Genomic DNA, 25,289 nt, shown 5'->3' with positions numbered 1-25,289 from the left:
CGCGCTTTTTCAGCATACTCTGCTAAAACATACCCCATTTTTATGATTTTGGAATAGCTAATTTGAAATGAATATATGATAAGCCCGGCAGGGATCACCGCCGGGCCAGGGCTTTAACGTGTCAGCGACGCGGAGATAATATCCAGCGCTTTACGGAACTGAACTTCGGGGATGGTAAGCGGATAGAGGAAACGGATAACGTTGCCGTACACGCCGCAGCTCAGCAGCAATAGACCTTCCTGCAACGCACGCTCCTGGACCTGACGCGTGAATTCCGGCGACGGCAGTCCGGTTTGCGGGTCGTTAAACTCCACCGCCACCATTGAGCCCTGGGCACGGATATCGGCAATAAACGGACAGTCGCCCTTCGCTTTGTTCAGCACTTCCACCAGATGATGGCCAAGATGCGCCGCGCGCGTGCAGAGATCCTCTTCATCAATCACATCCAGCACGGCATGGGCTGCGGCAATCGCCAGCGGGTTGCCGGCGTAAGTCCCGCCCAGCCCGCCAGGTGCGGGGGCATCCATCACTTCCGCCCGGCCAGAGACCGCCGAGAGCGGCATCCCGCCGGCCAGGCTTTTCGCCATGGTGATCAAATCCGGCTTCACGCAATGGTGTTCCATCGAGAACAGCTTGCCGGTTCGCGCAAAGCCACTTTGCACTTCGTCGGCAATCAGCAAAATTCCGTGCGTATCGCACAGTTCGCGCAGGGCTTGCATAAAATCGGCGGGGGCAATGTTGAATCCCCCCTCCCCCTGAACCGGTTCCAGGATAATGGCCGCCACCTGGTCCGGCGCAATGTCGGCTTTGAAGATGCGTTCGAGGCTTTTTAACGCTTCTGCCGTGCTGACGCCGTACAGATCATTTGGATAGTGTGCGTGATAAACCGATCCTGGAAACGGACCGAAACCGAGTTTGTACGGCGCCACTTTCCCCGTCAACGCCATCGTCATAAAGGTACGGCCGTGGAAGGCACCGCCAAAGGCGATCAGGCCAGGACGACGGGTATACGCGCGGGCAATTTTTACCGCGTTTTCGACCGCCTCTGCTCCCGTAGAGAAGAAAGCCGTTTTGGCAGGCCCATCAACGGGTACACGTTGGTTGATACGCTCGGCAAGCGCCACATAGCCTTCGTACGGGACAATCTGATATGCCGTATGGGTAAATGCGTGGAGTTGTTTTTCGATGGCGGCAATAACTTTTGGATGCCGATGGCCGGTATTCAGCACCGCAATCCCGGCGGCGAAGTCGATATACTCGTTACCCTCGACGTCCCACACCGTGGCATTTTCGGCTTTATCGGCGTAGAAGTTACACATCACGCCGATACCGCGCGGCGTCGCCTGCAAACGCCGGTCATTCAGTTCACTGTTTTTCACCCTGTCCCCCTGAGAAAGTCACCTGCTTAGCGCATCTGTAAGTGTTTGCCAGGGGGAGGGAATTCGCCAGAGCGGGAGATAAAAAAACAAAACCCCCGAATTTGCATTCGAGGGTTATCGGGGACATCGCGGAAATTACGCTTCGATAGCGGCGCGAAGTTTTTTCATGGCGTTCTTTTCAAGCTGACGCACACGTTCAGCGGAGACGCCGTAGCGGTCGGCCAGCTCCTGCAGCGTGGACTTGTTGTCTTCGTCCAGCCAGCGGGCGCGGATAATATCCTGGCTACGTTCGTCGAGGCCTTCCATTGCTGAAGTCAGCTTGTTCGCGGCCTGATCTTCCCAGTTATCCTCTTCAATGCCGTCAGCAAAGTTAGAGGTTTTATCCTGCAGATACAGAACCGGTGCCATTGGCTGGCTGTCAGAGCCGTCGTCGTCGGAGGACATATCGAAGGTCATGTCCTGCGCGGCCATACGGGATTCCATCTCACGCACGTCTTTGCTGGATACGCCCAGCTCGCGCGCCACCATTTCAACTTCATCCTGATTGAACCAGCCCAGACGCTGCTTGGTTTTACGCAGGTTGAAGAACAGTTTACGTTGCGCTTTTGTCGTGGCGACTTTCACGATACGCCAGTTGCGCAGCACGTATTCATGAATTTCTGCTTTGATCCAGTGCACGGCGAAGGAGACCAGTCGCACACCCACTTCCGGGTTGAAGCGACGTACAGCCTTCATCAGACCGATGTTACCTTCCTGAATCAAGTCCGCCTGCGGCAGGCCATAGCCCGCATAATTACGAGCAATGTGAACAACAAAGCGCAGGTGAGACAGGATCAGCTTTTTCGCTGCTTCCAGATCGCCCTGGTAATGCAGCTTTTCAGCAAGCTCCTTTTCTTCCTCGGCCGTTAACATCGGCCAGGTGTTCGCAGCCCGGATATAAGATTCCAGGTTACCAACAGGGGCTAAAGCTAAAGTTTGCATTTCTTTGGTCATTCATTCCTCTCAATGTTTCTTCTGGTCCAGGCTGTCCCCATCAGGCAACAACCATGCCAAAGCGTTTGAGCCACGAGATTAGCATTCACTCTTTTATCAGACAGTGATTTTATCCACAAGTTCCAGGTGCAACGGTGAATAAATTACGCACAAATTGTGACATGGAGATGATAACAGGGGAAGAGACAACAGGGACGCTTTCCCTGCAGAGCGAACATCTCGGTGCAGGGAAAGATTATATCACGCTTTTATTAGTCGGGAGTAAAGTGACGTAAATGTTGCACGGTTGCCAGCCATGCTGCCACCCAGCCGATCATTGAGCACACCAGCAACAGTAACAGGCACTCATCGAACCCTAAGCCACTGATATCAAACTTCGTTCCGAAAACCTGCGCCACCTCGGTTACGGCAGAGGACAGCCGCATCACCAAAATTTCTGACAATATCAGTGAAAGAAATGCGCCGGAAAAACCGAGCAATGCGCCGCCGTACAGGAACGGACGCAGGATGAAGCCATCCGTCGCACCAATCAGTTTCTGCACGTTGATGGTGTCGCGACGCGCGAAAATGCTCAGGCGCACGCTGTTACCGATGACAAGGAAGACCGCCGCCACCATCAGCACACCAATCATCGCCGCCACGCGCCCTACCAGCCCGGTCAGCGCAGCAAGACGCGCAAACCAGCTGTCATCCATGCGCACTTCATCAATCCCGTTGATACGGGTGATGCGGTCACGCAGGGTGTTGAGCGAATCGGTCCCCTGGAAATCGAGTTTCGGGATCACCACCGCCACGGCCGGGAGGGGGTTCTCTTCAAGCATGTCCAGCGCACCGCCAAAGCCTGACCAGTTACGGAACTCGCCCAAGGCTTCTTCACGAGAGAGATAATTCACTTTCTCTACGCCCTGTTCGGCCTGGATTTGCCCCACAACCTGCGCCGCCGCGTTATCGTCGAGCGCCTTATCCAGATAGACCGTGATCTGCGGAGAAGGATAGTACTGCGACGCCGCCTGGTTAACGTTTTTATAGACCATGTAGCAGACGCTTGGCAGCGTCAGGGAGATGGCAATCACCATCACCGTCAGGAACGTCGCCAGCGGTTTGCTTTTCAGGTCCTGCAACGCACCGTGGAACGCATAACGCACCTGCTCGTTGAACACGTTGGTTTTGCGGGAGTTCGGCTTAGGCGCCGCTTTCGCACGCTTTGGCGCATTACGATTGCCGTCACCGCCGCCCTGCGGCTTACGGAAGCGGTCAAACCGGTTTCCGAACTGCCGAATCTGGTTTATTGCATCACGCTTATTCACCGAGGCCTCCGTGCAAATGACCGTCGCTCAGGGTCAGCATGCGGTACGAACGACGGGAAATCAGCCCGATGTCGTGCGTTGCCATCAATACCGTCACCCCAACGCGGTTAAATTCCTCAAACAGACGCAAAATCCCTTCTGACAGGGCGTCGTCCAGGTTACCGGTCGGTTCATCCGCCAGCAGTACCGCAGGTTTGTTCACCACCGCACGGGCAATCCCCACACGCTGCTGTTCACCGCCAGACAGCTGGATCGGGAAGTTCTTCGCTTTGTCCAGCAGCCCGACTTTATCCAGCGCCGCAGAGACGCGACGACGGATATCATCATAGCTGGCACCGGCAATAATCAGCGGAATGGCCACGTTATCGAAAACGGTGCGATCCATCAGCAGGTGGTGGTCCTGGAAAATCATGCCAATCTGACGACGCAGGAACGGCACCTCACGGTTTTTCAGACGGCTAATATCATGGCCGCTGAACCAGATTTTCCCGGCGCTCGGCCGCTCGATCCCACAGATAAGCTTGAGCAGGGTACTTTTCCCCGCGCCGGAATGGCCGGTCAGGAATGCCATCTCGCCTGGCTGCAGGTGGAATGTCACCCCCTGCAGCGCTTGTCTCCCACCGAGATAGGCCTTGCTGACGTGTTCAAAGCGAATCATTGTTAGTCCTCTCGGGCAAATAGTGCCTCAATAAAGTCGTCCGCTTTAAACGGACGTAAATCCTCAATACGCTCGCCCACACCGATGTAACGGATAGGAATATTGAACTGATCGGCCACGGAGAAGATCACCCCGCCTTTCGCGGTGCCGTCCAGTTTGGTCAGCGTGATCCCGGTCAGCCCTACCGCTTCATGGAACAGCTTCGCCTGGCTGATGGCGTTCTGTCCGGTGCTGGCATCAATGGTCAGCATAATTTCATGCGGTGCCTCTTCGTCCAGCTTCTTCATGACACGGACGATTTTCTTCAACTCTTCCATCAGGTGCGCTTTGTTCTGCAAACGCCCTGCGGTATCGGCAATCAGCACATCCACGTTACGCGACTTCGCCGCCTGGATAGCGTCAAAGATAACGGAGGCGGAATCCGCACCGGTATGCTGCGCAATCACCGGGATGTTGTTACGCTGGCCCCAGACCTGCAGCTGCTCAACCGCCGCCGCACGGAAGGTATCACCTGCCGCCAGCATTACCGATTTGCCCTGCTGCTCAAACTGTCGCGCCAGCTTGCCGATGGTGGTGGTTTTCCCCACACCGTTCACGCCAACCATCAGAATAACAAATGGCGTTTTGCCTTCAATATTAAGCGGTTCGTCAACTTTTGCGAGGATTTCGCCCATCTCGTCTTTCAGCAGACCGTACAGCGCTTCGGCGTCACGCAGCTCCTTGCGGCTCGCCCCTTCGGTCAGACTGGCGATGATCTTACGGGTTGTTTCCACCCCAACGTCGGCGATCAGCAGTTGCTCTTCCAGCTCTTCAAAGAGATCGTCGTCGATCTTCTTGCCGCGGAACAGACTGATAAATCCGGAACCTAAGTTTTCTTTGGTTTTGAGCAGGCTACGCTTCAGGCGGGCGAAGAAACCTTCTTTGGTGGGTTTTTCCTGCTCCTGAGCAACCTCTTCACCCTGCTCTGGTTGCGCTTCCACCGGCACGACGATAACCGCTTCTTCCGCCGCGTCTGCCGCCAGCGCCTGGGCTTCCAGCTCTTCGTCGGTAAGCGCTGGCTCGTCTTGTGCTTCTTCTTCCACCGCCTCAACAATTTCGACGGTTTCTGCCTCGGCCTGCCACTCCTGCGCTGAAACCTCTTCGGTTTTCACCTCTTCCGGCAGTGGCAACGTTTCATGCTCGATAATCGCCTGCGGCGTATCGATAACGTCTTCTACCACAACGGGTTCTGGCTTCTCGCTTTCCTGAACCTGTTCGGTAACTTCCACCACCTCTTCAGCAAAGGCTTCGGTCTCTTCTTTGCTGTGCGCGTGCTCTTCCGCGTCGACAACGGCGGCAGTTTCTACCGGCGTTTCAGGCTGAGACTGCTCTTCAACGGCTTGTTGTTCTTCGGTTTTCTGCTCTGTTTCTTGCTCTTTTTCACCGAAGCCCAGCCAGGAAAAGAAGCCACGTTTTTTTTGTTTTGCCATCTGCGACTACACTCCTCGCGGCGCTATATACATGGAAGCTAAAAAAATGATGAAATAGTCTAACACTTTACTTAATTGACATCACCGCCCGCAATCGCAGGCCAATTGTTAACAGAGCTTTCCAGAGATGAAGAAACCCAACCGCGCCCCAGCCGGTCAAATTCGTATTATCGGCGGCCAGTGGCGAGGCCGGAAATTACCGGTGCCGGATAGCCCCGGACTACGCCCAACCACGGACCGCGTACGCGAAACGCTGTTTAACTGGCTGGCCCCCTCAATGGTGGATGCCCACTGCCTGGACTGCTTCGCGGGCAGCGGCGCGCTGGGTCTGGAGGCGCTGTCGCGCTATGCCGCCAGCGCCACGCTGCTGGAAATGGAGCGCGGCGTTGCGCAGACGTTGCAGCAAAATCTGGCAACGCTGAAAGCGACCAACGCCAAAGTAGTGAATACCAACACACTGAGCTTCCTCGCGCAAAAGGGCACGCCGCACAACGTGGTGTTTGTCGACCCGCCGTTCCGCAAGGGGCTGCTGGAAGAGACGTTATCCCTGCTGGAAAACAACGGCTGGCTGGCGGATGACGCGTTAATCTACGTCGAAAGCGAAGTCGAAAATGGTTTACCGCCGGTCCCGGTACACTGGGATCTGCACCGAGAAAAAGTGGCAGGTCAGGTCGCTTATCGTCTGTATCACCGTCAGGCACAAGGAGAATCCAATGCCAGTACTGATTAATGTGGGACGTTTGTTGATGCTGGGCGTCTGGGCATTTCTGCTCCTCAATCTGGTGCACCCGTTCCCGCGCCCGATGAACATCTTTGTGAACGTGGCCTTTATCTTTACCACCTTCATGCACGCCCTGCAGATGGTGATGCTGAAAAACGGCCTGCCAAAAGACGGTCCGCAGATGACCGGCTGGCAGCAGCTGCGCGTGTTTATTTTTGGCGTATTTGAACTGCTGGTGTGGATGAAGAAATTTAAGGCCCAGGCGAAGAAGTAAGGCGCCTCAAGCCTCAGCCTACCCCTCTCCCTGCGGGAGAGGGAACATTACCGATCTGGCGTAAACCCTTCAAACCGCGACCCTTTGTAACTCAGCATCCCTTTTTCTCCCACCGTCAGTTGATGGTACTGCTGCGCCTCCAGACGGTAGGTCATCTCCAGCCCGCCGGTTTCCGGCTTAAAGCTCGCTTCATAGCGCATGGTGGCTCCCGCCGGCGTAACCTGCTGCTGGCGCGAGCGTCGGTCATTGAGGGCTTTCTCGCGTTTATTGCTTACCACCACGCGTTTTTGCATCAACGGCGCGGCATCGTTGTCCGCCTTCTCACGGCGCTGCTGCACGAAACGAAAGGAGGCGGCAATGACGATAATCGCCACCACGATAACGAAAAAAAGCGGCATCTTGCTCATTCAAAAATCCCATCAGATTATACGGAATTCAGCATACCCTGCCTTCCCCGGCATTGCCAAACGCCTGCCCCCATCACTACACTGAAGAAGAAACTGATTATTCAGACTCAACAGTTACAGGGAGTTAATATGCTTTGGTCATTTATCGCTGTCTGTTTTTCCGCATGGCTTTACGTCGATGCATCCTATCGCGGCCCTGCCTGGCAGCGATGGTTGTTTAAACCCGTCACGCTGTTGTTACTCCTGCTGCTTGCCTGGCAAGCGCCCATGTTTAACGCCGTCAGCTATCTGGTTCTTGCCGGTCTGTGTGCGTCCCTGATTGGTGATGCCTTAACCCTGCTGCCGCGACAGCGCCTGCTGTATGCCGTTGGGGCATTTTTCCTGTCGCATCTGCTTTATACCATTTACTTCGCCAGCCAGATGACGCTCTCCTTCTTCTGGCCGCTGCCGCTGGTGCTGCTGGTCATTGGCGCGCTGCTGATCGCGGTGATCTGGACGCGTCTGGAAGAGATGCGCTTGCCTGTCTGCACGTTTATCGCCATGACGCTGGTGATGGTATGGCTGGCGGGTGAACTGTGGTTCTTCCGTCCGACGGCACCGGCAATGTCCGCGTTCTTTGGTGCCACGCTGCTGTTACTCGGGAATATCGTCTGGCTGGGCAGCCACTATCGTCGCCGCTTCCGTGCGGATAACGCGATTGCCGCCGCCTGCTACTTTGCCGGTCACTTCCTGATTGTGCGTTCACTGTATATCTAAATAAGCCTTGACTCTGGAGTCGACTCCAGAGTGTATGCTGCGGTTAATGAGAAAATTATCATTACCGGAGACTGCCATGTCGACTCCAGAAACACCTAAAAAAGTTCCACAATTCTCGGCACTTAAGCTCAGCCCCGTTCCCGCGAAGGACGACTGCTGCTGCGACGGCGCATGCGAAACGCAAAACACGCTGCCGCTCCCTGAAAGCGCAAACCGCTACAGCTGGGTGGTCAACGGTATGGACTGCGCGGCCTGCGCCCGTAAAGTCGAAAACGCGGTAAAACAGGTCCCCGGCGTCAGCCACGTCCAGGTGCTCTTCGCCACCGAGAAGCTGCTGGTCAGCGCCGATAATGACATCAGCACGCTGGTTGAAGCCGCCGTCAGTAAGGCCGGTTACAGCCTGCGCAGCGAAACCGCACCTGTCGAAAAGACGTCAGCCCTGCGAGAAAACCTGCCCATTATCACCCTTATCATCATGATGGCCCTGAGCTGGGGTCTGGAGCAATTTAACCACCCGTTCGGTAACCTGGCGTTCATCGCCACGACGCTTGTCGGACTGTTCCCGATTGCCCGTCAGGCCGTGCGGCTGATGAAAAGCGGAAGCTGGTTCGCCATCGAAACGCTGATGAGCGTGGCAGCGATCGGCGCGTTGTTTATTGGCGCGACGGCGGAAGCGGCCATGGTGCTGTTGCTGTTCTTAATTGGCGAGCGCCTTGAGGGCTGGGCGGCGAGTCGGGCACGGAAAGGGGTCAGCGCGCTGATGGCGCTGAAACCGGAAACCGCAACGCGGGTGACGGGCAGCGAACGCCAGACGGTGGCAATTAACACGCTGCGCCCGGGTGATGTGATTGAGGTCGCCGCCGGCGGGCGTCTGCCTGCGGACGGTGAACTGCTTACCGCCACGGCGAGTTTCGATGAAAGTGCCCTCACCGGCGAGTCGATTCCGGTTGAACGCTCAGCGGGCGAGAAAGTGCCTGCAGGCGCCACCAGCGTCGATCGTCTGGTGCAACTCACGGTCCTCTCCGGACCGGGTGAGAGCGCCATCGACCGCATCCTGAAGCTGATTGAAGAGGCTGAGGAGCGTCGCGCACCCGTTGAGCGCTTTATCGATCGCTTCAGCCGGATCTACACCCCCGCCATCATGCTGGTCGCTCTGCTGGTGACAATTATTCCACCGTTATTCCTGGGCGCAGCCTGGGAAGGCTGGGTTTATAAAGGTCTGACATTGCTGCTGATTGGTTGCCCGTGCGCGCTGGTGATCTCCACGCCGGCGGCCATTACCTCCGGTCTGGCGGCCGCGGCGCGTCGTGGAGCGCTGATTAAAGGCGGTGCGGCGCTGGAGCAACTGAGCCAGGTACAACATATCGCCTTCGATAAAACCGGTACGCTGACGGTGGGTAAACCGCAGGTCACGGGCATTTATCCTCAGGAGGGCAGTGAAAATACGCTGCTCACCCTGGCCGCTGCCGTCGAACAAGGCTCCACCCACCCGCTGGCACAGGCAATAGTCCGCGAGGCGCAGTCGCGTGGGCTGGACATCCCTGCCGCCACCGCACAGCGGGCGCTGGTCGGGTCCGGGATTGAAGCCGACGTTGAAGAGAATAACGTCCTGATCGTTGCCGCGAATACGTTTCCGGCGGCCGGGCTGAGTCAGCAAGTCCAGGCGCTGGAACAGGCCGGGCAAACCGTGGTGATGGTGGTGCAAAACGGCGTGGCGATAGGGATGCTGGCACTGCGTGACACCCTGCGTGACGATGCAAAAGACGCCGTCGCCGCGCTGCATCAACTGGGCGTGCAGGGGGTGATCCTCACCGGGGATAACCCGCGAGCCGCGGCAGCGATTGCCGGTGAGCTGGGGCTGGCGTTTAAAGCCGGGTTATTGCCTGCGGATAAAGTGCGCGCCGTAACGGAACTGAACAACCATGCACCGCTGGCAATGGTGGGTGACGGCATCAACGATGCCCCGGCGATGAAAGCCGCCACCATTGGCATTGCAATGGGCAGCGGCACCGACGTGGCGCTCGAAACCGCCGACGCGGCGCTCACCCACAACCGCCTGACCGGGCTGGCGCAGATGATTGCTCTGGCGCGCGCCACGCGGGCCAATATCCGTCAGAACATCGGGATTGCGCTGGGCCTGAAGGGAATTTTCCTGGTCACCACGCTGCTCGGTATAACCGGCCTGTGGCTGGCTGTGCTGGCGGATACCGGCGCGACGGTACTGGTGACGGCGAACGCGCTCCGCTTATTACGTCGACAATAACACGAGATGCCCTCTCCCACCGGGAGAGGGAGAAAACCTTTCTAAACCATCGTTTCAAAATTTCACGCTTTTGTGAGGCGCTTCACCTCCGCTTTTCCGGCCGTAGTCTAGTTTTTAAGCGTACAAAAATAAAACACTGTTTTAACGCTTATCTCACTACCCTGGAGTTGACCCGATGAAAACGACCCTCAAGCCGTTACTGGCCGCCCTGTGCCTCTCCGCTTTTGCCTGCTCTGTCGCTGCGCAAACCATCAAAGCCGCCGATGTGCACCCTGAAGGCTACCCGAACGTGGTGGCGGTTCAGCAAATGGGTGAAAAACTCAAACAACAAACCGACGGCAAGCTGGAGATCAAGGTCTTCCCCGGCGGCGTGCTGGGGGATGAAAAACAGATGATTGAGCAGGCGCAGATGGGGGCGATCGATATGATCCGCGTCTCGATGGCGCCGGTGGCGGCCATCCTGCCCGATATCGAAGTCTTCACGCTGCCCTACGTTTTCCGCGATGAAGACCACATGCACAAAGTGATCGACGGGGATATCGGCAAGCAAATTGGCGATAAGCTAACTGCCAACCCGAAATCACGACTGGTGTTCCTCGGCTGGATGGACTCCGGCACCCGCAACCTGATCACCAAAGATCCGATTGTTAAACCCGACGATCTGAAAGGGAAGAAAATCCGCGTACAGGGCAGTCCGGTGGCGCTGGCGACGCTGAAAGATATGGGTGCTAACGCGGTGGCAATGGGGGTGAGCGAAGTTTACAGCGGGATGCAAACCGGCGTGATTGACGGCGCGGAGAATAATCCACCGACCTATGTCGCGCATAACTATATGCCGGTCGCCAAAAACTACACCCTCAGCGGCCACTTTATCACCCCGGAAATGCTGCTCTATTCAAAAGTGAAGTGGGACAAACTCAGCGCCGACGAGCAGAAAAAGATCCTGACCCTGGCCCGTGAAGCCCAGTTTGAACAACGTAAGTTGTGGGAAGCCTATAACGCCCAGGCGCTGGAAAAAATGAAGGCTGGCGGGGTGCAGTTCCACGAGATCGACAAAACGGTATTTATCAAAGCCACAGAGCCGGTGCGCGCCCAGTATGGCGAAAAGCATCAGGATCTGATGAAAGCCATCGCTGACGTCAAGTAACCGGAGTAAGTATGTCCGAACTCTATCTGAAGTGGATGGACCGTCTCTACCTGCTGGCGATGGCCGTGGCGGGCATTTCGCTGCTGGTGATGACGATTGTGATCCCCATCGGCATTTTTTCGCGCTATGTGCTTAACCGCGGTGAATCCTGGCCGGAGCCGGTTGCCATCATCTGCATGGTGACCTTCACCTTTATCGGCGCGGCGGTCAGCTACCGTGCCGGTTCGCACATTGCGGTGAATATGCTCACCGACCGGCTGCCCGGGCCGTTAAAAACCGTCTGCGCACGGGCCGTTGATCTGCTGATGCTGCTGATCGCTGGCCTGATGTTCTGGTACAGCTACTGGCTGTGCGTCGAACTCTGGGAGCAACCGGTCGCCGAATTTCCGGTCCTGACCTCCGGCGAGAGCTATCTGCCGCTGCCGGTGGGCTCTGCCGTTCTGATCCTGTTTGTGATTGAGCGCCTGCTGTTTGGCTCGCAGGAAAACCGTCCCGTCGTGCTGATCGGCAACCACAGTTAAGGGGTGAACAATGGATGCATTCGTTTTGTTATTCACCCTCGCCATTTTGCTGGCGCTGGGGATGCCGGTGGCCTTTGCCGTCGGGCTAAGCGCCGTCGCGGGCGCGTTGTGGATAGATTTACCTCTCGAGGCGCTGATGATTCAGATAACCAGCGGGGTGAATAAATTCACGCTGCTGGCGATCCCCTTCTTTATTCTCGCGGGTGCGATTATGGCGGAAGGGGGGATTGCCCGACGGCTGGTCAATTTCGCCTACGTGTTTGTTGGCTTTATTCGCGGTGGGCTGTCGCTGGTGAATATTGTGGCCTCCACGTTCTTCGGCGCGATTTCCGGCTCGTCGGTGGCGGATACGGCCTCCATTGGCAGCGTAATGATCCCGGAGATGGAGAAGAAGGGCTATCCGCGCGATTATGCGGCGGCGGTGACCGCCAGCGGGTCGGTACAGGCGATTTTGATCCCGCCCAGCCACAACTCGGTAATTTATTCCCTCGCGGCAGGCGGGACGGTCTCTATCGCGACGCTGTTTATCGCGGGGGTGCTGCCAGGGCTGCTGCTCGGCGTAAGCCTGATGGCAATGTGTCTGGGCTTTGCCCGCAAACGTGGCTACCCGAAAGGGGAAAAAATTCCCTTTAAGCAGGCGCTGAAAATCACGCTGGACGCGCTGTGGGGGCTGATGACTGTAGTGATTATTCTCGGTGGGATACTGTCCGGGATATTTACCGCAACGGAATCCGCTGCTGTGGCCTGTCTGTGGGCGTTCTTTGTCACCATGTTTATCTACCGGGACTACAAATGGAACGAACTGCCGAAGCTGATGTGCAGGACGGTGAAAACCGTCACCATCGTGATGATACTGATTGGCTTTGCGGCGGCGTTTGGCGCGGTGATGACCTACATGCAGCTCCCGAGCCGTATCACCGAGTTCTTCACCTCGCTCTCCGATAACAAGTACGTGATCCTGATGTATCTCAACATCATGCTGCTGCTGATCGGCACGTTAATGGACATGGCACCGATCATCCTGATCCTGACGCCAGTGCTGTTGCCGGTGACCAATTCGCTGGGCATCGATCCGGTGCATTTTGGGATGATCATGATGGTGAACCTGGGGATCGGGCTGATTACGCCGCCGGTCGGTTCGGTGCTGTTTGTGGCGAGCGCGGTAAGTAAACAGAAAATCGAGCATGTGGTTCGCGCCATGCTGCCGTTTTACGGCATGCTGCTGGTAGTGCTGGCGATGGTGACGTACATCCCGGCCATCTCGCTGTGGCTGCCGCGCGTGTTAGGGATGCAGTAACGCCGTTTTCCGCCCTCTCCCGGTGGGAGAGGGTCGGGGTGAGGCCATCAGGCCGCAATTACCCCTTACGGATCACATACCGGTACGGCAGCGTTTCGGTCTGCTGTGCCACCAGCTCATGTTCCATAAAGGTACAAAAACCGGGAATGTCGCGGGTGGTGGCGGGGTCGTCGGCGATGATCAGCAGCGTCTCACCGGTCTGCATGTTGCGCACGGTTTTACGTACCATCATTACCGGCTCCGGGCAGCGAAGGCCCTGAGCATCAAGGGTGTGGTCTGGGCTGGAAAACAGATCGGTCATGTTCTTCTCGGTCAGGTAAAAACGGCTGTAGTTTACGCCCCATCGTCGGCAATGCAACCAGGTTAACGATTGCGTAAAAACTAACCATTGCAATGTCCGGTCAAAGCAGTATCATGCTGCGGTTTTTATTGGGTTCCCTCACCCCAACGTATAAAAAGGTTACAACATGATGCAGTTTTCTGATTCGCAGCGCGTTAAAGCGTTGTTCTGGCTTTCGCTTTTTCATTTGCTGGTGATTACCTCCAGCAACTATCTGGTGCAACTCCCGATCTCCATCTTTGGTTTTCATACCACATGGGGCGCGTTCAGTTTCCCGTTTATTTTTCTCGCCACTGATTTGACCGTGCGTATTTTCGGCGCACCGCTGGCTCGCCGCATTATTTTTGCGGTCATGCTGCCGGCGCTGTTCATTTCGTACGTGATCTCTTCCCTGTTTTATATGGGAAGCTGGCAGGGGTTCGAGGCGTTAACGCACTTCAACCTGTTTGTCGCCCGTATCGCCTCCGCCAGCTTTATGGCCTACGCGCTGGGGCAGATCCTCGACGTTCACGTGTTTAACCGCCTGCGTCAAAATCATCGCTGGTGGATGGCACCCACGGCGTCCACGCTGTTCGGCAACGTCAGCGACACGCTGGCCTTCTTCTTTATCGCATTCTGGCGTAGCCCGGACGCATTTATGGCCCAGCACTGGATGGAAATCGCCCTTGTAGACTACTGCTTCAAGGTGCTTATCAGCATTGTGTTCTTCCTGCCGATGTACGGCGTCCTGCTGAATATGCTGCTGAAAAGACTCGCAGATAAATCTGAAATCACAGCATTGCAGGCTGGTTAAGGGTTCGCTTTATCAGTTGTGATAAGATGAGCCAATCAGCCGTTATGGCCGTTTATCGAAAGGAAGAAGTTAATGCGCAATCTGGTTAAATATGTCGGGATTGGCCTGCTGGTTGTGGGCCTTGCAGCCTGTGATAATAGCGACACGAAAACGCCTGCTCAGGGCGCGTCTGCAGAGAGCAACGCCACCGGTCAGCCGGTGAGTCTGCTGGACGGTAAACTCAGTTTCTCTCTGCCAGCAGATATGACTGACCAGAGCGGCAAGCTGGGTACCCAGGCGAACAATATGCACGTTTACTCCGATGCAACCGGGCAGAAAGCCGTTATTGTGATTGTGGGCGACGACACCAGCGAAGACCTGGCCGTCATGACTAAACGTCTGGAAGATCAGCAGCGCAGCCGCGATCCGCAGCTGCAGGTCGTGACCAATAAATCTATCGAACTGAAAGGCCACACGCTGCAACAGCTGGACAGCATCATTTCAGCAAAAGGCCAGACCGCTTACTCTTCCGTGGTGCTTGGTAAGGTCGATAATAAACTGCTGACCCTGCAGATCACTCTGCCGGCGGAAAATCAGCAGAAAGCGCAGACAGCTGCTGAAAACATCATTAACACCATCGTGATCCAGTAATTCTTCACGATGATGACGTGGCCTCCGGTGCCTGCACCGGGGGCCATTTTTTTAGCCGCCATGTCAGCATCAATGCGATAACCACCAGACCCGCCGCGGCAAGATAGATTACCGGTACCCCTGCCCACGCTATCACCAGCCCTGCCAGCGGCCCGGTAATGCCCAGCGACATGTCCATAAACACCGTGTAGGTCGCCAGCGCCGACCCCTGGTTCTGCTGTGGCACGGCTTTTACCGCGACCACGCCGAGTGCCGGGAAGACCAGCGAAAAGCCTGCGCCGGCGAGGAAAACGCCCATTTTCGCCATCCACGGTGCGGTGGCAATCCCGGTCAACACCAGCCCGACAATCTCTACCGCAAAGCAGATCAACGCCACATTCAGTCCCCCCAGACGGTTGATACCGTTCGGGAAGAGCAAACGCGCGCCGACAAACGCACAGCTAAACAGCGTCAGGGCAAAGGCTGCGCCGTCCCAGCCTTTGGCGTCATAGAAGAGAGTGATGAACGTGGCGATCACGCCGAAGCCGGTGGTTGCCAGCGCCAGCGCCATACCATAAGGCCAGACGCGCCCCAGCACCGCCCTGAACGGCAGTGGCTTGCCTTTGCTGGCCTTCACCTTCGGGCGCGGCAGGGCAAACAGAATCGCGAGCAGCGCGACGACCATAATGGTGATAGCCAGCCCGGATAGCCCGCCATAGGCATAACAGATCACCCCCAGCGGTGCGCCCAGCGCCATTGCGCCGTAGGTGACGATACCGTTCCAGGAGATCACCCGGCCAATATGGGACGCACCCACCACACCCACGCCCCACAGCGTCGAACCGGTACCCGCCAGACTTTGCCCAATACCCAGAATCACACGCCCCAGACAGAGCAGCGCCAGGCTGACCAGCGGCCAGTGGCTGGTGGTGGCGGCCAGCAGGTAGCCCAGACCACTCAGAAAACAGCCGCAGAGCCCCACAATGACGATGCGCTTTGGCCCAAACAGATCCGCATAGCGCCCGGCATGCGGGCGGCTCAGGAGCGTGGCGAAATACTGCAGGCTGATGACCAGCCCCGCCCAGAATGCGCTAAAACCCATGACGTCATGGACATAGCCCGGCAACACCGCCAGCGGCAGGCCAATCGTCAGATAACTGGCGAAGTTAAAAATCACAACGGAAACAATGCGCAGATTGAGGCGCAATCCGCTCAGCGCCGGTTCGGCGGCATGCTCTGGCATGGGGTTTAACCTGAATTTTTACAACAGTGTTTCACTATTACCACGGCAGGATAAGAAAATCAGCACTGACTTTCAGATTATCGGCTCCAGACGAAGCGGCCACCGGGCACTACACTTAACGGGCTATCACATTAAGGAACCCGCATGATACCGAACCAGTCCGACAAAGCAGGACTTCACATCTTATTAAAACTCGCCTGCCTGGTGGTTATCCTTGCAGGTATCCATGCTGCCGCTGACATCATTGTCCAGCTCCTGCTGGCGCTCTTTTTTGCCATTGTGCTTAATCCGCTGGTGACCTGGTTTTTGCGCCGGGGCATCAGCCGTCCGGTGGCCATTACTATCGTGGTCATCGTGATGATGATTGCCCTGACGGCGCTTTTCGGCGTGCTCGCGGCGTCGCTCAGTGAATTCTCCACCATGCTCCCGCAGTACAACAAAGAGCTGACGCGTAAGATCGTTTCGCTTCAGGAGATGATGCCTTTTCTTAACCTGCATATCTCACCCGAGCGGATGTTACGCCGCATGGATTCAGAGAAGGTCATGACCTACGCCACCACCCTGATGACCGGCCTTTCCGGCGCGATGGCCAGCATCCTGCTGCTGGTGATGACGGTGGTGTTTATGCTGTTCGAGGTCCGCCATGTTCCTTATAAGCTGCGCTTTGCGCTGAATAACCCGCAAATTCATATTGCGGGTTTACACCGGGCCCTGAAGGGCGTGTCCAAATATCTGGCCCTGAAAACGCTGTTAAGCGTCTGGACCGGGGTGATTGTCTGGCTGGGACTGATGCTGATGGGCGTGCAGTTCGCGCTGATGTGGGGCGTACTGGCGTTTCTGCTGAACTACGTACCCAACATCGGCGCGGTGCTTTCCGCCGTGCCGCCGATGATTCAGGCGTTTCTGTTCAATGGCTTTTACGAGTGCATGCTGGTGGGGGCGCTGTTCCTGGTCGTGCATATGGTGCTGGGCAATATCCTTGAGCCGCGCATGATGGGCCACCGTCTCGGAATGTCGACGCTGGTGGTGTTCTTGTCATTGCTGATCTGGGGATGGCTGCTGGGGCCGGTCGGGATGTTACTGTCAGTACCGCTGACCAGCGTGTGTAAGATCTGGATGGAAACCACCAAAGGTGGCAGCAAACTGGCGATCCTGTTGGGTCCCGGGCGACCGAAAAGCCGCCTGCCGGGATAACGGGTCCCACAACGCGTAACTCTGCAACACACCGAAAATTACCGCGACGCTCACCGCGCGGTAATTTTCATTTTCGGTAAGGAGGATTTCGCGTTATTTATCTTGCCCTAATAAATGAATCGTCATGCAAATATTTATTTAACGCAAATTACATGACATATAATTCTCACCCTTTCGTTTCAATGCATTACACCTCCCCTCGCGTAAAATAAACACCCACTTTTATATCGACAAAAATTATCTTCATTAGCGATAATACCCCGCCAAAATATAATTTTTTAAAATTTCTGATTTAAATTGTTATTATTGATACGGAGTTGTTGATGAAAAAGATCATTAAATGGTTTGCTACTGTTGCTGTCGTCGGCGCACTGGCCGGTTGCGCGCGTACCGCCCCAATCGATCAGGTTCACGCTACTGTCAGTACAGGCCACACCGCTGAGCAGGTGAAAACCGCCATTCTGAAAGCAGGCCAGAAGCGCGACTGGATCATGAGCGAAGCGGGCCCGGGCGTAATTAAAGGCCGTCTGCAGGCACGCGACCATTCGGTCGAAATCCGTATTCCTTATTCTGCGACAAGCTATTCAATTAATTACGAAAGCAGTATGAACCTGAAAGCCGCCGACGGTAAAATCCACAAGAACTATAACCGCTGGGTTCATAACCTCGACCACGATATTCAGATGAACCTCTCTGCAGGTGCCGCGCTGTAATATTTTCCTCATGTCGGGCCGACATGGCCCGATAACGTTTTTCTCGGCCTCATAAGGTTACGCACGCATGTACGAAAAGGACACCCTCAACGCGCTGGACGCCATTACCGAAGCGCAACGCATCGCTTTTGCGCCGATGCTGTTTCAGACCGCGCGTTGTCTGCGTAATTCGGGCGTGCTTTCCTGGCTGGATAAAAAGGGGAAAACAGGGGCAAGTCTCGAGGAAATAACCGAAAACAGTACCCTGAGCAGTTATAGCGTAAGCGTATTGCTGGATATGGGATTAAGCGGACGGATCGTTACCTGTAAAGAAGGACGCTATTTCCTGGCAAAGGTGGGCCATTTCTTATTGCATGACACCATGACCCGCGTGAATATGGATTTCACGCAGGATGTTTGTTACCAGGGATTATTCCATCTGGCCGATGCCCTGCAGGAAGAAAAACCGGCGGGATTATCCGTGTTTGGTAACTGGCCAACCATCTATCCGGCATTATCACAATTACCCGCGCAGGCAAAAGAGAGCTGGTTCGCTTTTGATCATTACTATTCTGATGCCGCTTTCGACGCGGCGCTGCCATATATATTCGCAAGCTCGCCGACAAAATTGTACGATGTGGGCGGAAATACGGGTAAATGGGCGTTACGCTGCTGCCGCTATGACGACAATGTTGCCGTGACGATCCTTGACCTGCCACAGCAGATAACGCTGGCGCAGGAAAACATCGAAAAAGCAGGTTTATCTCATCGCATTGGCTTCCATGCTGTCGATATGCTTAGTCATGCGACATTGCCGGGTGAAGCCGATATCTGGTGGATGAGCCAGTTCCTGGATTGTTTCTCTCCGGACCAGATTGTCGCCATGTTGACTCGCGTTGCACAGGTTATGAAGCCCGGCGCGCGACTGTGCATCATGGAACTGTTCTGGGATGCCCAAAAATTTGAAGCCGCCTCATTCAGCCTGAATGCTACCTCGCTTTATTTCACCTGTATGGCGAACGGCAACAGCCGGTTTTACAGTGTAGAGAAATTTTATCACTACCTGGAGCGGGCCGGTTTCCACGTAGAACAGCGGCTGGACAACCTTGGGGTAGGTCATACCCTATTGATTTGTCAAAAAATTGAACAATAGAGCAGTTGAACTGCCCGGCAGGCTTGCCTGTCTTTTAATGATGGTTTTCCGCGGACGCGCGTAGATGAAATTTTCACTGAACATAATTGACTGGCAGGCAAGAGCGCCAGGCCTGAGCGATGCCGCAGAGTGGCAGGCGTGGTCACGCCAGCACCTTACCCTCGACCCGGCTGCGCCGTTGCCTAAGCTTACCGAACTGCCGATGATGACCGCGCGCCGCCTCAACTCGGGCAGTAAGCTGGCGGTAGACCTTGGACTCACCCTGCTTCGCCGCCACGCGATTGATGCCGTTGTCTATTCCAGCCGTCATGGCGAACTGGAGCGTAATTTCCGCATCCTGCACTCCCTGGCGACCGGTCAGGCCGTCTCGCCGACAGACTTTGCCATGTCCGTGCACAATTCGGCGGTGGGCAACCTGACGATCACTGCGCGACACCCCATCGTCTCGTCTTCTGTTTCTGCCGGGCTGGACACCTTCCAGCAGGCATTATGTGAAGTGTTGAGCCTGCTTCAGGCGGGCTATTCCCGCGTCTTGCTGGTCGATTTTGACGGTGCCCTGCCCGATTTTTATCATCCGGGTTTACCGCCGCAGATGCCTACCTGGCCCTACGCACTGGCCCTGGTGATTGAAGCCGGGAGCACACTGCAGTGCGAAACCCGCAGCGGCAGCACGGGTGAAGAACCTCCCCTGCCGCAGAGCCTGATGTTCCTGCAACGGTACCTCCGCGATGAACGACAGTTTGTGGTTTCAGGCGAACGTCTGCTGTGGCAATGGACACGCGAATGAGCCGCCTGACTGCCCGTATCAACTGGTTATGGCGTCTGATGATGACCGGCTTCTGCTTCGTGCTGTTTGGCACGGGCGGGCTGCTGCTGTCGCTGGTGTGGTTCAATCTGCTGTTGCTGGTTCAGCGCGACCGCGCCAGACGCCGTCGCCTGGCGCGTCGCAGTATCGCGGCCAGCTTCCGCTTTTTCTTACATGTCGCCCGTGGCACGGGGGTACTGGACTATCGCATTCACAATCTTGACGCCCTTCGCGGGGATCGCGGTTGTCTGGTGGTGGCCAATCACCCGACGCTGATTGATTACGTGATCCTGGCGTCCGTCATGCCCGAAACCGACTGTCTGGTGAAAAGTGCGTTGCTCCGCAACCCCTTTGTCAGCGGCGTCATTCGCGCAGCGGATTACCTGATTAACAGCGAAGCGGAAACGCTCCTCAGTGCAAGCCAGCAGCGTCTGGCCCAGGGCGACACGCTGTTAATCTTCCCGGAAGGCACACGAACCCGGTCGGGAGAGGCAATCTCCCTCCAGCGCGGCGCGGCAAATATTGCCGTGCGCTGCCACAGCGACCTGCGCATCGTGGTGATCCACTGCAGCGAACCTCTGCTGGATAAAAAAAGTCACTGGTACGACGTACCGCCCGTAAAACCTGTTTTCACCGTAGATGTTCGCGATCGCGTGAATATCGACGCTTTTTACGATGCAAAGACACAAGAACCGGCACTGGCGGCAAGGCAGTTAAACCGGCATCTGCAGCATCGATTAACATCAGGCCTTCAATCTTTGTCAGGAATTAATGATGCAAGCGCTTCATCTTGAAATTAAAAATCTCATCATCACCACGCTGAATCTGGACGAGCTCACCGCCGAGGATATCGATACCGATGCTGCGCTGTTTGGTGATGGACTGGGTCTCGACTCTATCGACGCCCTGGAACTTGGCCTGGCCGTGAAAAACCAGTATGGCGTGGTGCTGTCTGCCGAAAGCGAAGAGATGCGTCAGCACTTCTTTTCCGTCGCCACGCTGGCTTCTTTTATCAACGCTCAACGCGCCTGAGATGTGATCCGTTATGACTGAACAAGAAACCATTTATCAGGAAGTCTGCGAACTCCTGGCTACGCTGTTTGAACTCGACCCACAGGAAATCACGCCTGAGGCTCGCCTGTACGAAGATCTGGATCTGGACAGTATTGATGCAGTGGACATGATTGTTCACCTGCAGAAGAAAACGGGGACGAAAATCAAACCGGAAACCTTCAAATCTGTCCGTACCGTGCAGGATGTGGTTGACGCTGTCGCTCAGCTTTTGCGCGACGAGTAAACCACCGTGCCTGGAGGACGAGCGTTTCCGGCGATCCCACTCCTGACGGGAGTCGTGTTGCTGGCATGGCCATTCCTGATTGGATTGGGGCTGACGCACAACGGTCTGCACTGGCTGTTGCCGCTGATGGCCCTGGTGCTGGTGCTGCGTCTGCATCAGGCGCGGCGAAACGCAGGCCCGATGCGGTATGTGGTGCAGTGCATTGCGCTGGCAGGCCTGGCGCTCTGCGCGGCGAGCTATCTGCTGAAAGCGCATCAGTGGCTGCTGCTCTATCCGGTGGTGGTTAATCTCGTGATGCTGGCCGTGTTTGGCGGCTCACTGTGGACAACCATGCCGCTGGTTGAACGGCTGGCACGTCTGCGTGAACCGAATTTGCCTCCGGCGGGTGTGCGATATACCCGTAAGGTGACGCTGGTGTGGTGCGGTTTTTTCCTCGGTAACGGTGCGATAGCCCTGTTAACCGTGCTACACGGCGATATGCATGTCTGGACAGTGTGGAACGGTATGGTGGCTTATTTTCTGATGGGTACGCTGATGGCGACAGAGTGGCTGGTGCGTCAACGGGTGATGAAAAAAGAGAAGCTCGATGAATAAACCTCTCCCGCTGGGCCAGTGGTTAAATGCTCCACGCCCTGACGACACGCCGATCGCCTGGCTTGACGATCGCACCTGGACGCTGGGTGAGTTGCGCCACGATGTCACCTTGCTGGTAGAAGTATTGCGACAGCAGGAGGGTGAACGCTGGGCGCTGTGCTTTGAAAACAGCTACCTGTTTATTGTTGCGCTGCTGTCCTCACTGCATGCCGGTAAAACCCCGGTCATTCCAGGCCATAGCCGGGTCTCACTGCTCGACGAACAGCAGTCGCTGTTTAGCGGTGTCCTGAGCGATCAGACGCTGGATATTCAGGGAAAGGTCATTGTGGTGACCTCCTCCCCTCAGAGCGCGCGCCAATGGGCACCATTGCCCGTCATTGACGACGCGCGCTTTGTTGAACTCTTTACCTCGGGCTCCACGGGCACCCCGCGCCGGGTCATTAAGCACATCGCCAGCCTGGACCGTGAAGCGTGCCTGCTGGCGAACCGTTTTGGCGAACGCCTGGCGGGCTGCAGCATTGTGGCCTCGGTTGTGCCACAACATCTCTATGGCCTGACGTTCCGCATCATGTTGCCAATGGCGATGGGGCTTCCGCTGCACGCCGCCATGCTTTATTACGCTGAGCAGCTGGCGGCACTCCCTCACGACAGGCAGTACCTTTTTATCAGCAGTCCGGCATTCCTGAAACGGCTGGATACCGAGCTGACTGCCCCTCCCGTCGTGATGCTGATCTCCGCCGGGGGAATGCTGCCCTGGTGCGATGTCACGGAGACCCATGGCTGGCTTAACGTCTGGCCGGATGAAATCTACGGCAGCACCGAAACCGGGATCCTCGCCTGGCGGCATCGTCAGGCGGACAGCGTACCCTGGTTCGCCTTCCCCGGCGTGGTGTTCCAGAGTGAAGGGGAAATCTGCCGCGTGACCTCCCCGCTCATTCACGAAGCCGCAGGGTTAGAGCTGGACGATATCCTGCACTTCGACAGTAACGGTTTTTTTAGCATTGCCGGACGTCGTGGTCGGGTGGTCAAAATCGAAGAAAAGCGTATCTCACTGAACGAGATTGAACGTCGCCTGCTGGAGCTTGAGGGCATATGTGAAGCCGCAGCGTTACCGGTTACCCGCGGAGGTCGTCAGGGTATAGGTGTCCTGCTGGTTCTGGATGAGAAGACCCGTCAGCGCTGGCATCAGCAGGGCAAAAAAACGCAGGAACTGGCCTGGCGCCGCGCCCTGCGGCCCTGGCTTGAGCCGGTCGCCGTCCCCCGCTACTGGCGCATTATCGATGAGATGCCGGTAAACAGTATGAACAAGCGTGTCTATGCGCAGTTACAGGAGTTGTTTCATGAAAATTCATGAAATCGAACGCCACCAGGCACAGCCGCAGCACCTGGAAATCGTTTTGCATCTTGACCCCTCCCTGTTCTGGTTCCAGGGGCATTTTGCCGTACAGCCGTTGCTGCCAGGTGTGGCACAGATTGACTGGGTCATGCACTACGCCACCACGCTGCTGGCACCGGGTTACCGTTTTCACAGCATCCAAAATGTGAAATTCCAGGCCCCTCTGCTGCCGGATACCACGGTCACGCTGGTCCTTAACTGGCATGCCGAACGTCAGATACTGACCTTCAGCTACCAGCGCCATGCCGGTGACGATCGCCATACTGCCAGCAGCGGGAAGATTCGCCTGTGTCAGTAACCTTCCGCCCCTGCGTGCTGATCCCGTGCTACAACCATGGCGCGATGATGGCAAAAGTACTGTCGCGGCTGGCACCGTTCGGCTTGCCCTGTCTGGTGGTCGATGACGGAAGTGACGAGCAGACGCGCCGCATTCTGGAGCGTCTGGCCGCCGGGCAGCCCCAGGTTACGCTGGTACGTCTGGCGCAAAACGCAGGTAAAGGTGCCGCGGTCATTAAGGGGCTGGAAGAGTCTGCCCGCGCGGGCTATACCCACGCCGTACAGGTGGATGCCGACGGCCAGCATGCTATTGAGGATATCCCCAAAATGCTGGCTCTGGCTGAGCGTCACCCGGAGGCGCTGATTTCTGGCCAGCCCATTTACGATGATTCCATTCCGCGCTCCCGCCTCTACGGTCGCTGGATAACGCACGTCTGGGTATGGATTGAAACCCTGTCCCTGCAACTTAAAGACAGCATGTGCGGTTTTCGGGTCTACCCGGTCTCGCCCACGCTGCAGCTGGCCGCACGCGTGCCGCTTGGCAAACGTATGGACTTTGACACCGAAGTGATGGTCCGTCTCTACTGGCAGGGCAATACCAGCTATTTTCTGCCGACCCGCGTTACCTATCCGCCGGACGGGTTATCCCATTTCGACGCGCTCAAAGACAACGTGCGGATCTCGCTGATGCACACCCGGCTGTTCTTCGGCATGCTGCCCCGCATTCCCGCCCTGCTGTTGCGTCGTCGCCGCCAGCACTGGGCGCAGCAGGACGAGGTGAAGGGCCTGTGGGGAATGCGCCTGATGCTGCGCGTCTGGCAGCTGTTTGGCCGCCGGGCCTTTACCGTGCTGCTGTGGCCGGTTATCGGGGTGTACTGGCTTACGGCCCGACCGGCGCGACAGGCTTCACAGCAGTGGACAGCACGAGTGAAGCAGGTGCTGACGCAGCGGAACATGCCTGTTCCGCCACGCCTTAACAGCTTTTTCCATTTTATGCGCTTCGGTAACGCCATGCTGGATAAAGTCGCCAGCTGGCGCGGCGAACTGAAGTTTCATCGTGACGTGGTCTTTGCTCCCGGTGCGTATGACGTGCTGGATGCTGACGCATCGCAAGGTAAACTGCTGCTCGCATCGCATCTTGGCGATGTGGAAGCCTGCCGGGCACTGGCTCAGCTGGAAGGCAGCAAAGTCATCAACGCGCTGGTCTTTAGCGATAACGCGCAGCGCTTTAAACAGATCATGACCGAGATGGCACCCCAGGCCGGGGTTAACCTGATGCCCGTGACGGACATTGGCCCGGATACCGCTATCGCCATCAAAGAGAAGCTTGAGCGCGGTGAGTGGGTTGCCATTGTGGGCGATCGCATAGCGGTCACGCCACAGCGCGGCGGCGACTGGCGGGTGATATGGAGTTCGTTTATGGGACAGCCCGCCCCGTTCCCGCAAGGGCCGTTTATTCTCGCCTCCATTCTGCGCTGCCCGGTGGTGCTGATTTACGCCCTGCGTCAGCAGGATGCGCTCACGATACACTGCGAACCATTTGCCGACCCGCTGCTTCTGCCACGCGGGGAGCGCCAGCAGGCGCTGCAACAGGCCGTCGATCGCTATGCACAGCGGCTTGAGCATTACGCCTTAATGTCACCGCTCGACTGGTTTAATTTTTTCGATTTCTGGCACCTGCCGGATGCCAAAGAGAAGGAGTAAA

Annotated in this window: 28 protein-coding genes; 20 read left to right on the top strand and 8 right to left on the bottom strand. The window is 56.5% G+C overall.

The genetic code is table 11. The features are described 5' to 3' along the window. Nucleotides 1-113: 113 nt before the first annotated feature. The 5 genes from AAIR21_RS13325 to ftsY form a co-directional block, all read right to left on the bottom strand. Nucleotides 114-1,379, bottom strand: coding sequence for a 4-aminobutyrate--2-oxoglutarate transaminase (locus AAIR21_RS13325; RefSeq protein ID WP_032679136.1), 1,266 nt, complete (start codon nucleotides 1,377-1,379; stop codon nucleotides 114-116). A gap of 135 nt (nucleotides 1,380-1,514) precedes the next feature. Continuing rightward, on the bottom strand, nucleotides 1,515-2,372 hold the full coding sequence (gene rpoH / locus AAIR21_RS13320) for an RNA polymerase sigma factor RpoH (RefSeq protein ID WP_014172011.1): 858 nt from the start codon (nucleotides 2,370-2,372) through the stop codon (nucleotides 1,515-1,517). Between the two features lie 251 nt (nucleotides 2,373-2,623). Beyond that, nucleotides 2,624-3,679: a permease-like cell division protein FtsX gene (ftsX, locus tag AAIR21_RS13315; protein ID WP_014172012.1), complete on the bottom strand. Its 1,056-nt coding sequence runs from the start codon at nucleotides 3,677-3,679 to the stop codon at nucleotides 2,624-2,626. Further along, a complete protein-coding gene (ftsE, locus tag AAIR21_RS13310) occupies nucleotides 3,672-4,337 on the bottom strand; it encodes a cell division ATP-binding protein FtsE (protein ID WP_014172013.1) in 666 nt (221 codons plus the stop codon). Before ftsE ends, ftsX begins: the two co-directional genes overlap by 8 nt. Nucleotides 4,338-4,339: 2 nt before the next feature. Then, nucleotides 4,340-5,806: a signal recognition particle-docking protein FtsY gene (gene ftsY, locus AAIR21_RS13305; protein WP_151887733.1), complete on the bottom strand. Its 1,467-nt coding sequence runs from the start codon at nucleotides 5,804-5,806 to the stop codon at nucleotides 4,340-4,342. A gap of 127 nt (nucleotides 5,807-5,933) precedes the next feature. On the opposite strand from ftsY, the gene rsmD reads away from it, so the two are divergent. Continuing rightward, nucleotides 5,934-6,536: a 16S rRNA (guanine(966)-N(2))-methyltransferase gene (rsmD, locus tag AAIR21_RS13300; protein ID WP_020884541.1), complete on the top strand. Its 603-nt coding sequence runs from the start codon at nucleotides 5,934-5,936 to the stop codon at nucleotides 6,534-6,536. Beyond that, complete coding sequence (locus AAIR21_RS13295) at nucleotides 6,520-6,801, top strand: DUF1145 family protein (RefSeq protein WP_014172016.1); 282 nt, start codon at nucleotides 6,520-6,522, stop codon at nucleotides 6,799-6,801. The genes rsmD and AAIR21_RS13295 overlap by 17 nt, the downstream gene beginning before the upstream one ends. 47 nt (nucleotides 6,802-6,848) lie before the next feature. Here AAIR21_RS13295 and AAIR21_RS13290 read toward each other — a convergent pair whose 3' ends face one another. Further along, on the bottom strand, nucleotides 6,849-7,208 hold the full coding sequence (locus AAIR21_RS13290) for a DUF2500 domain-containing protein (RefSeq protein WP_014172017.1): 360 nt from the start codon (nucleotides 7,206-7,208) through the stop codon (nucleotides 6,849-6,851). A 129-nt stretch (nucleotides 7,209-7,337) separates the two neighbouring features. On the opposite strand from AAIR21_RS13290, the gene AAIR21_RS13285 reads away from it, so the two are divergent. From AAIR21_RS13285 to AAIR21_RS13265, 5 genes are all read left to right on the top strand, one after another. Continuing rightward, nucleotides 7,338-7,964, top strand: coding sequence for a lysoplasmalogenase (locus AAIR21_RS13285; RefSeq protein WP_014172018.1), 627 nt, complete (start codon nucleotides 7,338-7,340; stop codon nucleotides 7,962-7,964). Nucleotides 7,965-8,040: 76 nt separating this feature from the next. Further along, entirely contained in the window at nucleotides 8,041-10,227 is a 2,187-nt protein-coding gene (gene zntA, locus AAIR21_RS13280) for a Zn(II)/Cd(II)/Pb(II) translocating P-type ATPase ZntA (protein ID WP_183516885.1), read from the top strand. A gap of 175 nt (nucleotides 10,228-10,402) precedes the next feature. Continuing rightward, nucleotides 10,403-11,374 (top strand): TRAP transporter substrate-binding protein, encoded by a 972-nt coding sequence (locus AAIR21_RS13275; RefSeq protein ID WP_014172022.1) that lies wholly within the window; start codon nucleotides 10,403-10,405, stop codon nucleotides 11,372-11,374. Between the two features lie 11 nt (nucleotides 11,375-11,385). Continuing rightward, complete coding sequence (locus AAIR21_RS13270) at nucleotides 11,386-11,895, top strand: TRAP transporter small permease (protein WP_014172021.1); 510 nt, start codon at nucleotides 11,386-11,388, stop codon at nucleotides 11,893-11,895. A 10-nt stretch (nucleotides 11,896-11,905) separates the two neighbouring features. Next, the gene (locus tag AAIR21_RS13265) at nucleotides 11,906-13,192 is read left to right on the top strand and encodes a TRAP transporter large permease (RefSeq protein WP_014172020.1); all 1,287 of its coding nucleotides are present in this window, start codon (nucleotides 11,906-11,908) and stop codon (nucleotides 13,190-13,192) included. 58 nt (nucleotides 13,193-13,250) lie between these two features. Here the strand turns inward: AAIR21_RS13265 and tusA are convergent, their stop codons facing one another. Continuing rightward, the gene (tusA, locus tag AAIR21_RS13260; RefSeq protein ID WP_020884537.1) at nucleotides 13,251-13,493 is read right to left on the bottom strand and encodes a sulfurtransferase TusA; all 243 of its coding nucleotides are present in this window, start codon (nucleotides 13,491-13,493) and stop codon (nucleotides 13,251-13,253) included. Nucleotides 13,494-13,659: 166 nt separating this feature from the next. On the opposite strand from tusA, the gene AAIR21_RS13255 reads away from it, so the two are divergent. Further along, nucleotides 13,660-14,325 (top strand): 7-cyano-7-deazaguanine/7-aminomethyl-7-deazaguanine transporter, encoded by a 666-nt coding sequence (locus AAIR21_RS13255; protein ID WP_020884536.1) that lies wholly within the window; start codon nucleotides 13,660-13,662, stop codon nucleotides 14,323-14,325. Nucleotides 14,326-14,397: 72 nt separating this feature from the next. Further along, nucleotides 14,398-14,955, top strand: coding sequence for a DcrB family lipoprotein (locus AAIR21_RS13250; RefSeq protein ID WP_014172025.1), 558 nt, complete (start codon nucleotides 14,398-14,400; stop codon nucleotides 14,953-14,955). Between the two features lie 4 nt (nucleotides 14,956-14,959). On the opposite strand, the gene AAIR21_RS13245 is transcribed toward AAIR21_RS13250, so the two are convergent. Continuing rightward, nucleotides 14,960-16,177 (bottom strand): MFS transporter, encoded by a 1,218-nt coding sequence (locus AAIR21_RS13245; protein ID WP_183516884.1) that lies wholly within the window; start codon nucleotides 16,175-16,177, stop codon nucleotides 14,960-14,962. Nucleotides 16,178-16,321: 144 nt separating this feature from the next. Here AAIR21_RS13245 and AAIR21_RS13240 point away from each other — a divergent pair, with 144 nt between their 5' ends. The 11 genes from AAIR21_RS13240 (at nucleotide 16,322) to AAIR21_RS13190 (ending at nucleotide 25,288) form a co-directional block, all read left to right on the top strand. After that, a complete protein-coding gene (locus AAIR21_RS13240) occupies nucleotides 16,322-17,371 on the top strand; it encodes an AI-2E family transporter (protein WP_014172027.1) in 1,050 nt (349 codons plus the stop codon). 323 nt (nucleotides 17,372-17,694) lie between these two features. Continuing rightward, on the top strand, nucleotides 17,695-18,084 hold the full coding sequence (locus AAIR21_RS13235) for an LptM family lipoprotein (protein ID WP_032679147.1): 390 nt from the start codon (nucleotides 17,695-17,697) through the stop codon (nucleotides 18,082-18,084). A gap of 67 nt (nucleotides 18,085-18,151) precedes the next feature. Then, nucleotides 18,152-19,216 carry a methyltransferase gene (locus tag AAIR21_RS13230; RefSeq protein WP_014172029.1) on the top strand — a complete coding sequence of 355 codons (1,065 nt, stop codon included), beginning with the start codon at nucleotides 18,152-18,154 and terminating at the stop codon, nucleotides 19,214-19,216. Between the two features lie 64 nt (nucleotides 19,217-19,280). Beyond that, the gene (locus AAIR21_RS13225) at nucleotides 19,281-20,003 is read left to right on the top strand and encodes a beta-ketoacyl synthase chain length factor (RefSeq protein ID WP_040018231.1); all 723 of its coding nucleotides are present in this window, start codon (nucleotides 19,281-19,283) and stop codon (nucleotides 20,001-20,003) included. Beyond that, nucleotides 20,000-20,815, top strand: coding sequence for a lysophospholipid acyltransferase family protein (locus AAIR21_RS13220; RefSeq protein ID WP_025202835.1), 816 nt, complete (start codon nucleotides 20,000-20,002; stop codon nucleotides 20,813-20,815). Before AAIR21_RS13225 ends, AAIR21_RS13220 begins: the two co-directional genes overlap by 4 nt. Next, nucleotides 20,796-21,053 (top strand): phosphopantetheine-binding protein, encoded by a 258-nt coding sequence (locus tag AAIR21_RS13215; protein WP_020884530.1) that lies wholly within the window; start codon nucleotides 20,796-20,798, stop codon nucleotides 21,051-21,053. The genes AAIR21_RS13220 and AAIR21_RS13215 overlap by 20 nt, the downstream gene beginning before the upstream one ends. A gap of 13 nt (nucleotides 21,054-21,066) precedes the next feature. Further along, nucleotides 21,067-21,318 (top strand): acyl carrier protein, encoded by a 252-nt coding sequence (locus AAIR21_RS13210; protein ID WP_014172033.1) that lies wholly within the window; start codon nucleotides 21,067-21,069, stop codon nucleotides 21,316-21,318. Between the two features lie 6 nt (nucleotides 21,319-21,324). Then, the gene (locus tag AAIR21_RS13205; protein ID WP_183516883.1) at nucleotides 21,325-21,912 is read left to right on the top strand and encodes a hypothetical protein; all 588 of its coding nucleotides are present in this window, start codon (nucleotides 21,325-21,327) and stop codon (nucleotides 21,910-21,912) included. Beyond that, nucleotides 21,905-23,266: an acyl-CoA synthetase gene (locus tag AAIR21_RS13200; RefSeq protein ID WP_183516882.1), complete on the top strand. Its 1,362-nt coding sequence runs from the start codon at nucleotides 21,905-21,907 to the stop codon at nucleotides 23,264-23,266. The genes AAIR21_RS13205 and AAIR21_RS13200 overlap by 8 nt, the downstream gene beginning before the upstream one ends. Continuing rightward, nucleotides 23,253-23,606 (top strand): ApeI family dehydratase, encoded by a 354-nt coding sequence (locus AAIR21_RS13195; protein ID WP_020884527.1) that lies wholly within the window; start codon nucleotides 23,253-23,255, stop codon nucleotides 23,604-23,606. Before AAIR21_RS13200 ends, AAIR21_RS13195 begins: the two co-directional genes overlap by 14 nt. Beyond that, the gene (locus AAIR21_RS13190) at nucleotides 23,597-25,288 is read left to right on the top strand and encodes a glycosyltransferase family 2 protein (RefSeq protein WP_040018244.1); all 1,692 of its coding nucleotides are present in this window, start codon (nucleotides 23,597-23,599) and stop codon (nucleotides 25,286-25,288) included. Before AAIR21_RS13195 ends, AAIR21_RS13190 begins: the two co-directional genes overlap by 10 nt. Nucleotide 25,289 lies beyond the last annotated feature (1 nt).

Source organism: Enterobacter sp. PTB, assembly GCF_051130085.1.
GTDB classification, from domain to species: domain Bacteria; phylum Pseudomonadota; class Gammaproteobacteria; order Enterobacterales; family Enterobacteriaceae; genus Enterobacter; species Enterobacter ludwigii.
The sequence above is the reverse complement of the archived record's forward strand: the minus strand, read 5'-3'. Positions and strand labels throughout refer to the sequence as shown.

What these genes read in the sequence shown, in the direction of transcription:
- rpoH (WP_014172011.1), bottom strand. Translation starts at nt 2,372, where the DNA reads ATGACCAAAGAAATGCAAACTTTAGCTTTAGCCCCTGTTGGTAACCTG.
- ftsE (WP_014172013.1), bottom strand. Translation starts at nt 4,337, where the DNA reads ATGATTCGCTTTGAACACGTCAGCAAGGCCTATCTCGGTGGGAGACAA.
- ftsY (WP_151887733.1), bottom strand. Translation starts at nt 5,806, where the DNA reads ATGGCAAAACAAAAAAAACGTGGCTTCTTTTCCTGGCTGGGCTTCGGT.
- rsmD (WP_020884541.1), top strand. Translation starts at nt 5,934, where the DNA reads ATGAAGAAACCCAACCGCGCCCCAGCCGGTCAAATTCGTATTATCGGC.
- AAIR21_RS13295 (WP_014172016.1), top strand. Translation starts at nt 6,520, where the DNA reads ATGCCAGTACTGATTAATGTGGGACGTTTGTTGATGCTGGGCGTCTGG.
- AAIR21_RS13290 (WP_014172017.1), bottom strand. Translation starts at nt 7,208, where the DNA reads ATGAGCAAGATGCCGCTTTTTTTCGTTATCGTGGTGGCGATTATCGTC.
- AAIR21_RS13285 (WP_014172018.1), top strand. Translation starts at nt 7,338, where the DNA reads ATGCTTTGGTCATTTATCGCTGTCTGTTTTTCCGCATGGCTTTACGTC.
- zntA (WP_183516885.1), top strand. Translation starts at nt 8,041, where the DNA reads ATGTCGACTCCAGAAACACCTAAAAAAGTTCCACAATTCTCGGCACTT.
- AAIR21_RS13275 (WP_014172022.1), top strand. Translation starts at nt 10,403, where the DNA reads ATGAAAACGACCCTCAAGCCGTTACTGGCCGCCCTGTGCCTCTCCGCT.
- AAIR21_RS13270 (WP_014172021.1), top strand. Translation starts at nt 11,386, where the DNA reads ATGTCCGAACTCTATCTGAAGTGGATGGACCGTCTCTACCTGCTGGCG.
- AAIR21_RS13265 (WP_014172020.1), top strand. Translation starts at nt 11,906, where the DNA reads ATGGATGCATTCGTTTTGTTATTCACCCTCGCCATTTTGCTGGCGCTG.
- tusA (WP_020884537.1), bottom strand. Translation starts at nt 13,493, where the DNA reads ATGACCGATCTGTTTTCCAGCCCAGACCACACCCTTGATGCTCAGGGC.
- AAIR21_RS13255 (WP_020884536.1), top strand. Translation starts at nt 13,660, where the DNA reads ATGATGCAGTTTTCTGATTCGCAGCGCGTTAAAGCGTTGTTCTGGCTT.
- AAIR21_RS13250 (WP_014172025.1), top strand. Translation starts at nt 14,398, where the DNA reads ATGCGCAATCTGGTTAAATATGTCGGGATTGGCCTGCTGGTTGTGGGC.
- AAIR21_RS13245 (WP_183516884.1), bottom strand. Translation starts at nt 16,177, where the DNA reads ATGCCAGAGCATGCCGCCGAACCGGCGCTGAGCGGATTGCGCCTCAAT.
- AAIR21_RS13240 (WP_014172027.1), top strand. Translation starts at nt 16,322, where the DNA reads ATGATACCGAACCAGTCCGACAAAGCAGGACTTCACATCTTATTAAAA.
- AAIR21_RS13235 (WP_032679147.1), top strand. Translation starts at nt 17,695, where the DNA reads ATGAAAAAGATCATTAAATGGTTTGCTACTGTTGCTGTCGTCGGCGCA.
- AAIR21_RS13230 (WP_014172029.1), top strand. Translation starts at nt 18,152, where the DNA reads ATGTACGAAAAGGACACCCTCAACGCGCTGGACGCCATTACCGAAGCG.
- AAIR21_RS13225 (WP_040018231.1), top strand. Translation starts at nt 19,281, where the DNA reads ATGAAATTTTCACTGAACATAATTGACTGGCAGGCAAGAGCGCCAGGC.
- AAIR21_RS13220 (WP_025202835.1), top strand. Translation starts at nt 20,000, where the DNA reads ATGAGCCGCCTGACTGCCCGTATCAACTGGTTATGGCGTCTGATGATG.
- AAIR21_RS13215 (WP_020884530.1), top strand. Translation starts at nt 20,796, where the DNA reads ATGCAAGCGCTTCATCTTGAAATTAAAAATCTCATCATCACCACGCTG.
- AAIR21_RS13210 (WP_014172033.1), top strand. Translation starts at nt 21,067, where the DNA reads ATGACTGAACAAGAAACCATTTATCAGGAAGTCTGCGAACTCCTGGCT.
- AAIR21_RS13200 (WP_183516882.1), top strand. Translation starts at nt 21,905, where the DNA reads ATGAATAAACCTCTCCCGCTGGGCCAGTGGTTAAATGCTCCACGCCCT.
- AAIR21_RS13195 (WP_020884527.1), top strand. Translation starts at nt 23,253, where the DNA reads ATGAAAATTCATGAAATCGAACGCCACCAGGCACAGCCGCAGCACCTG.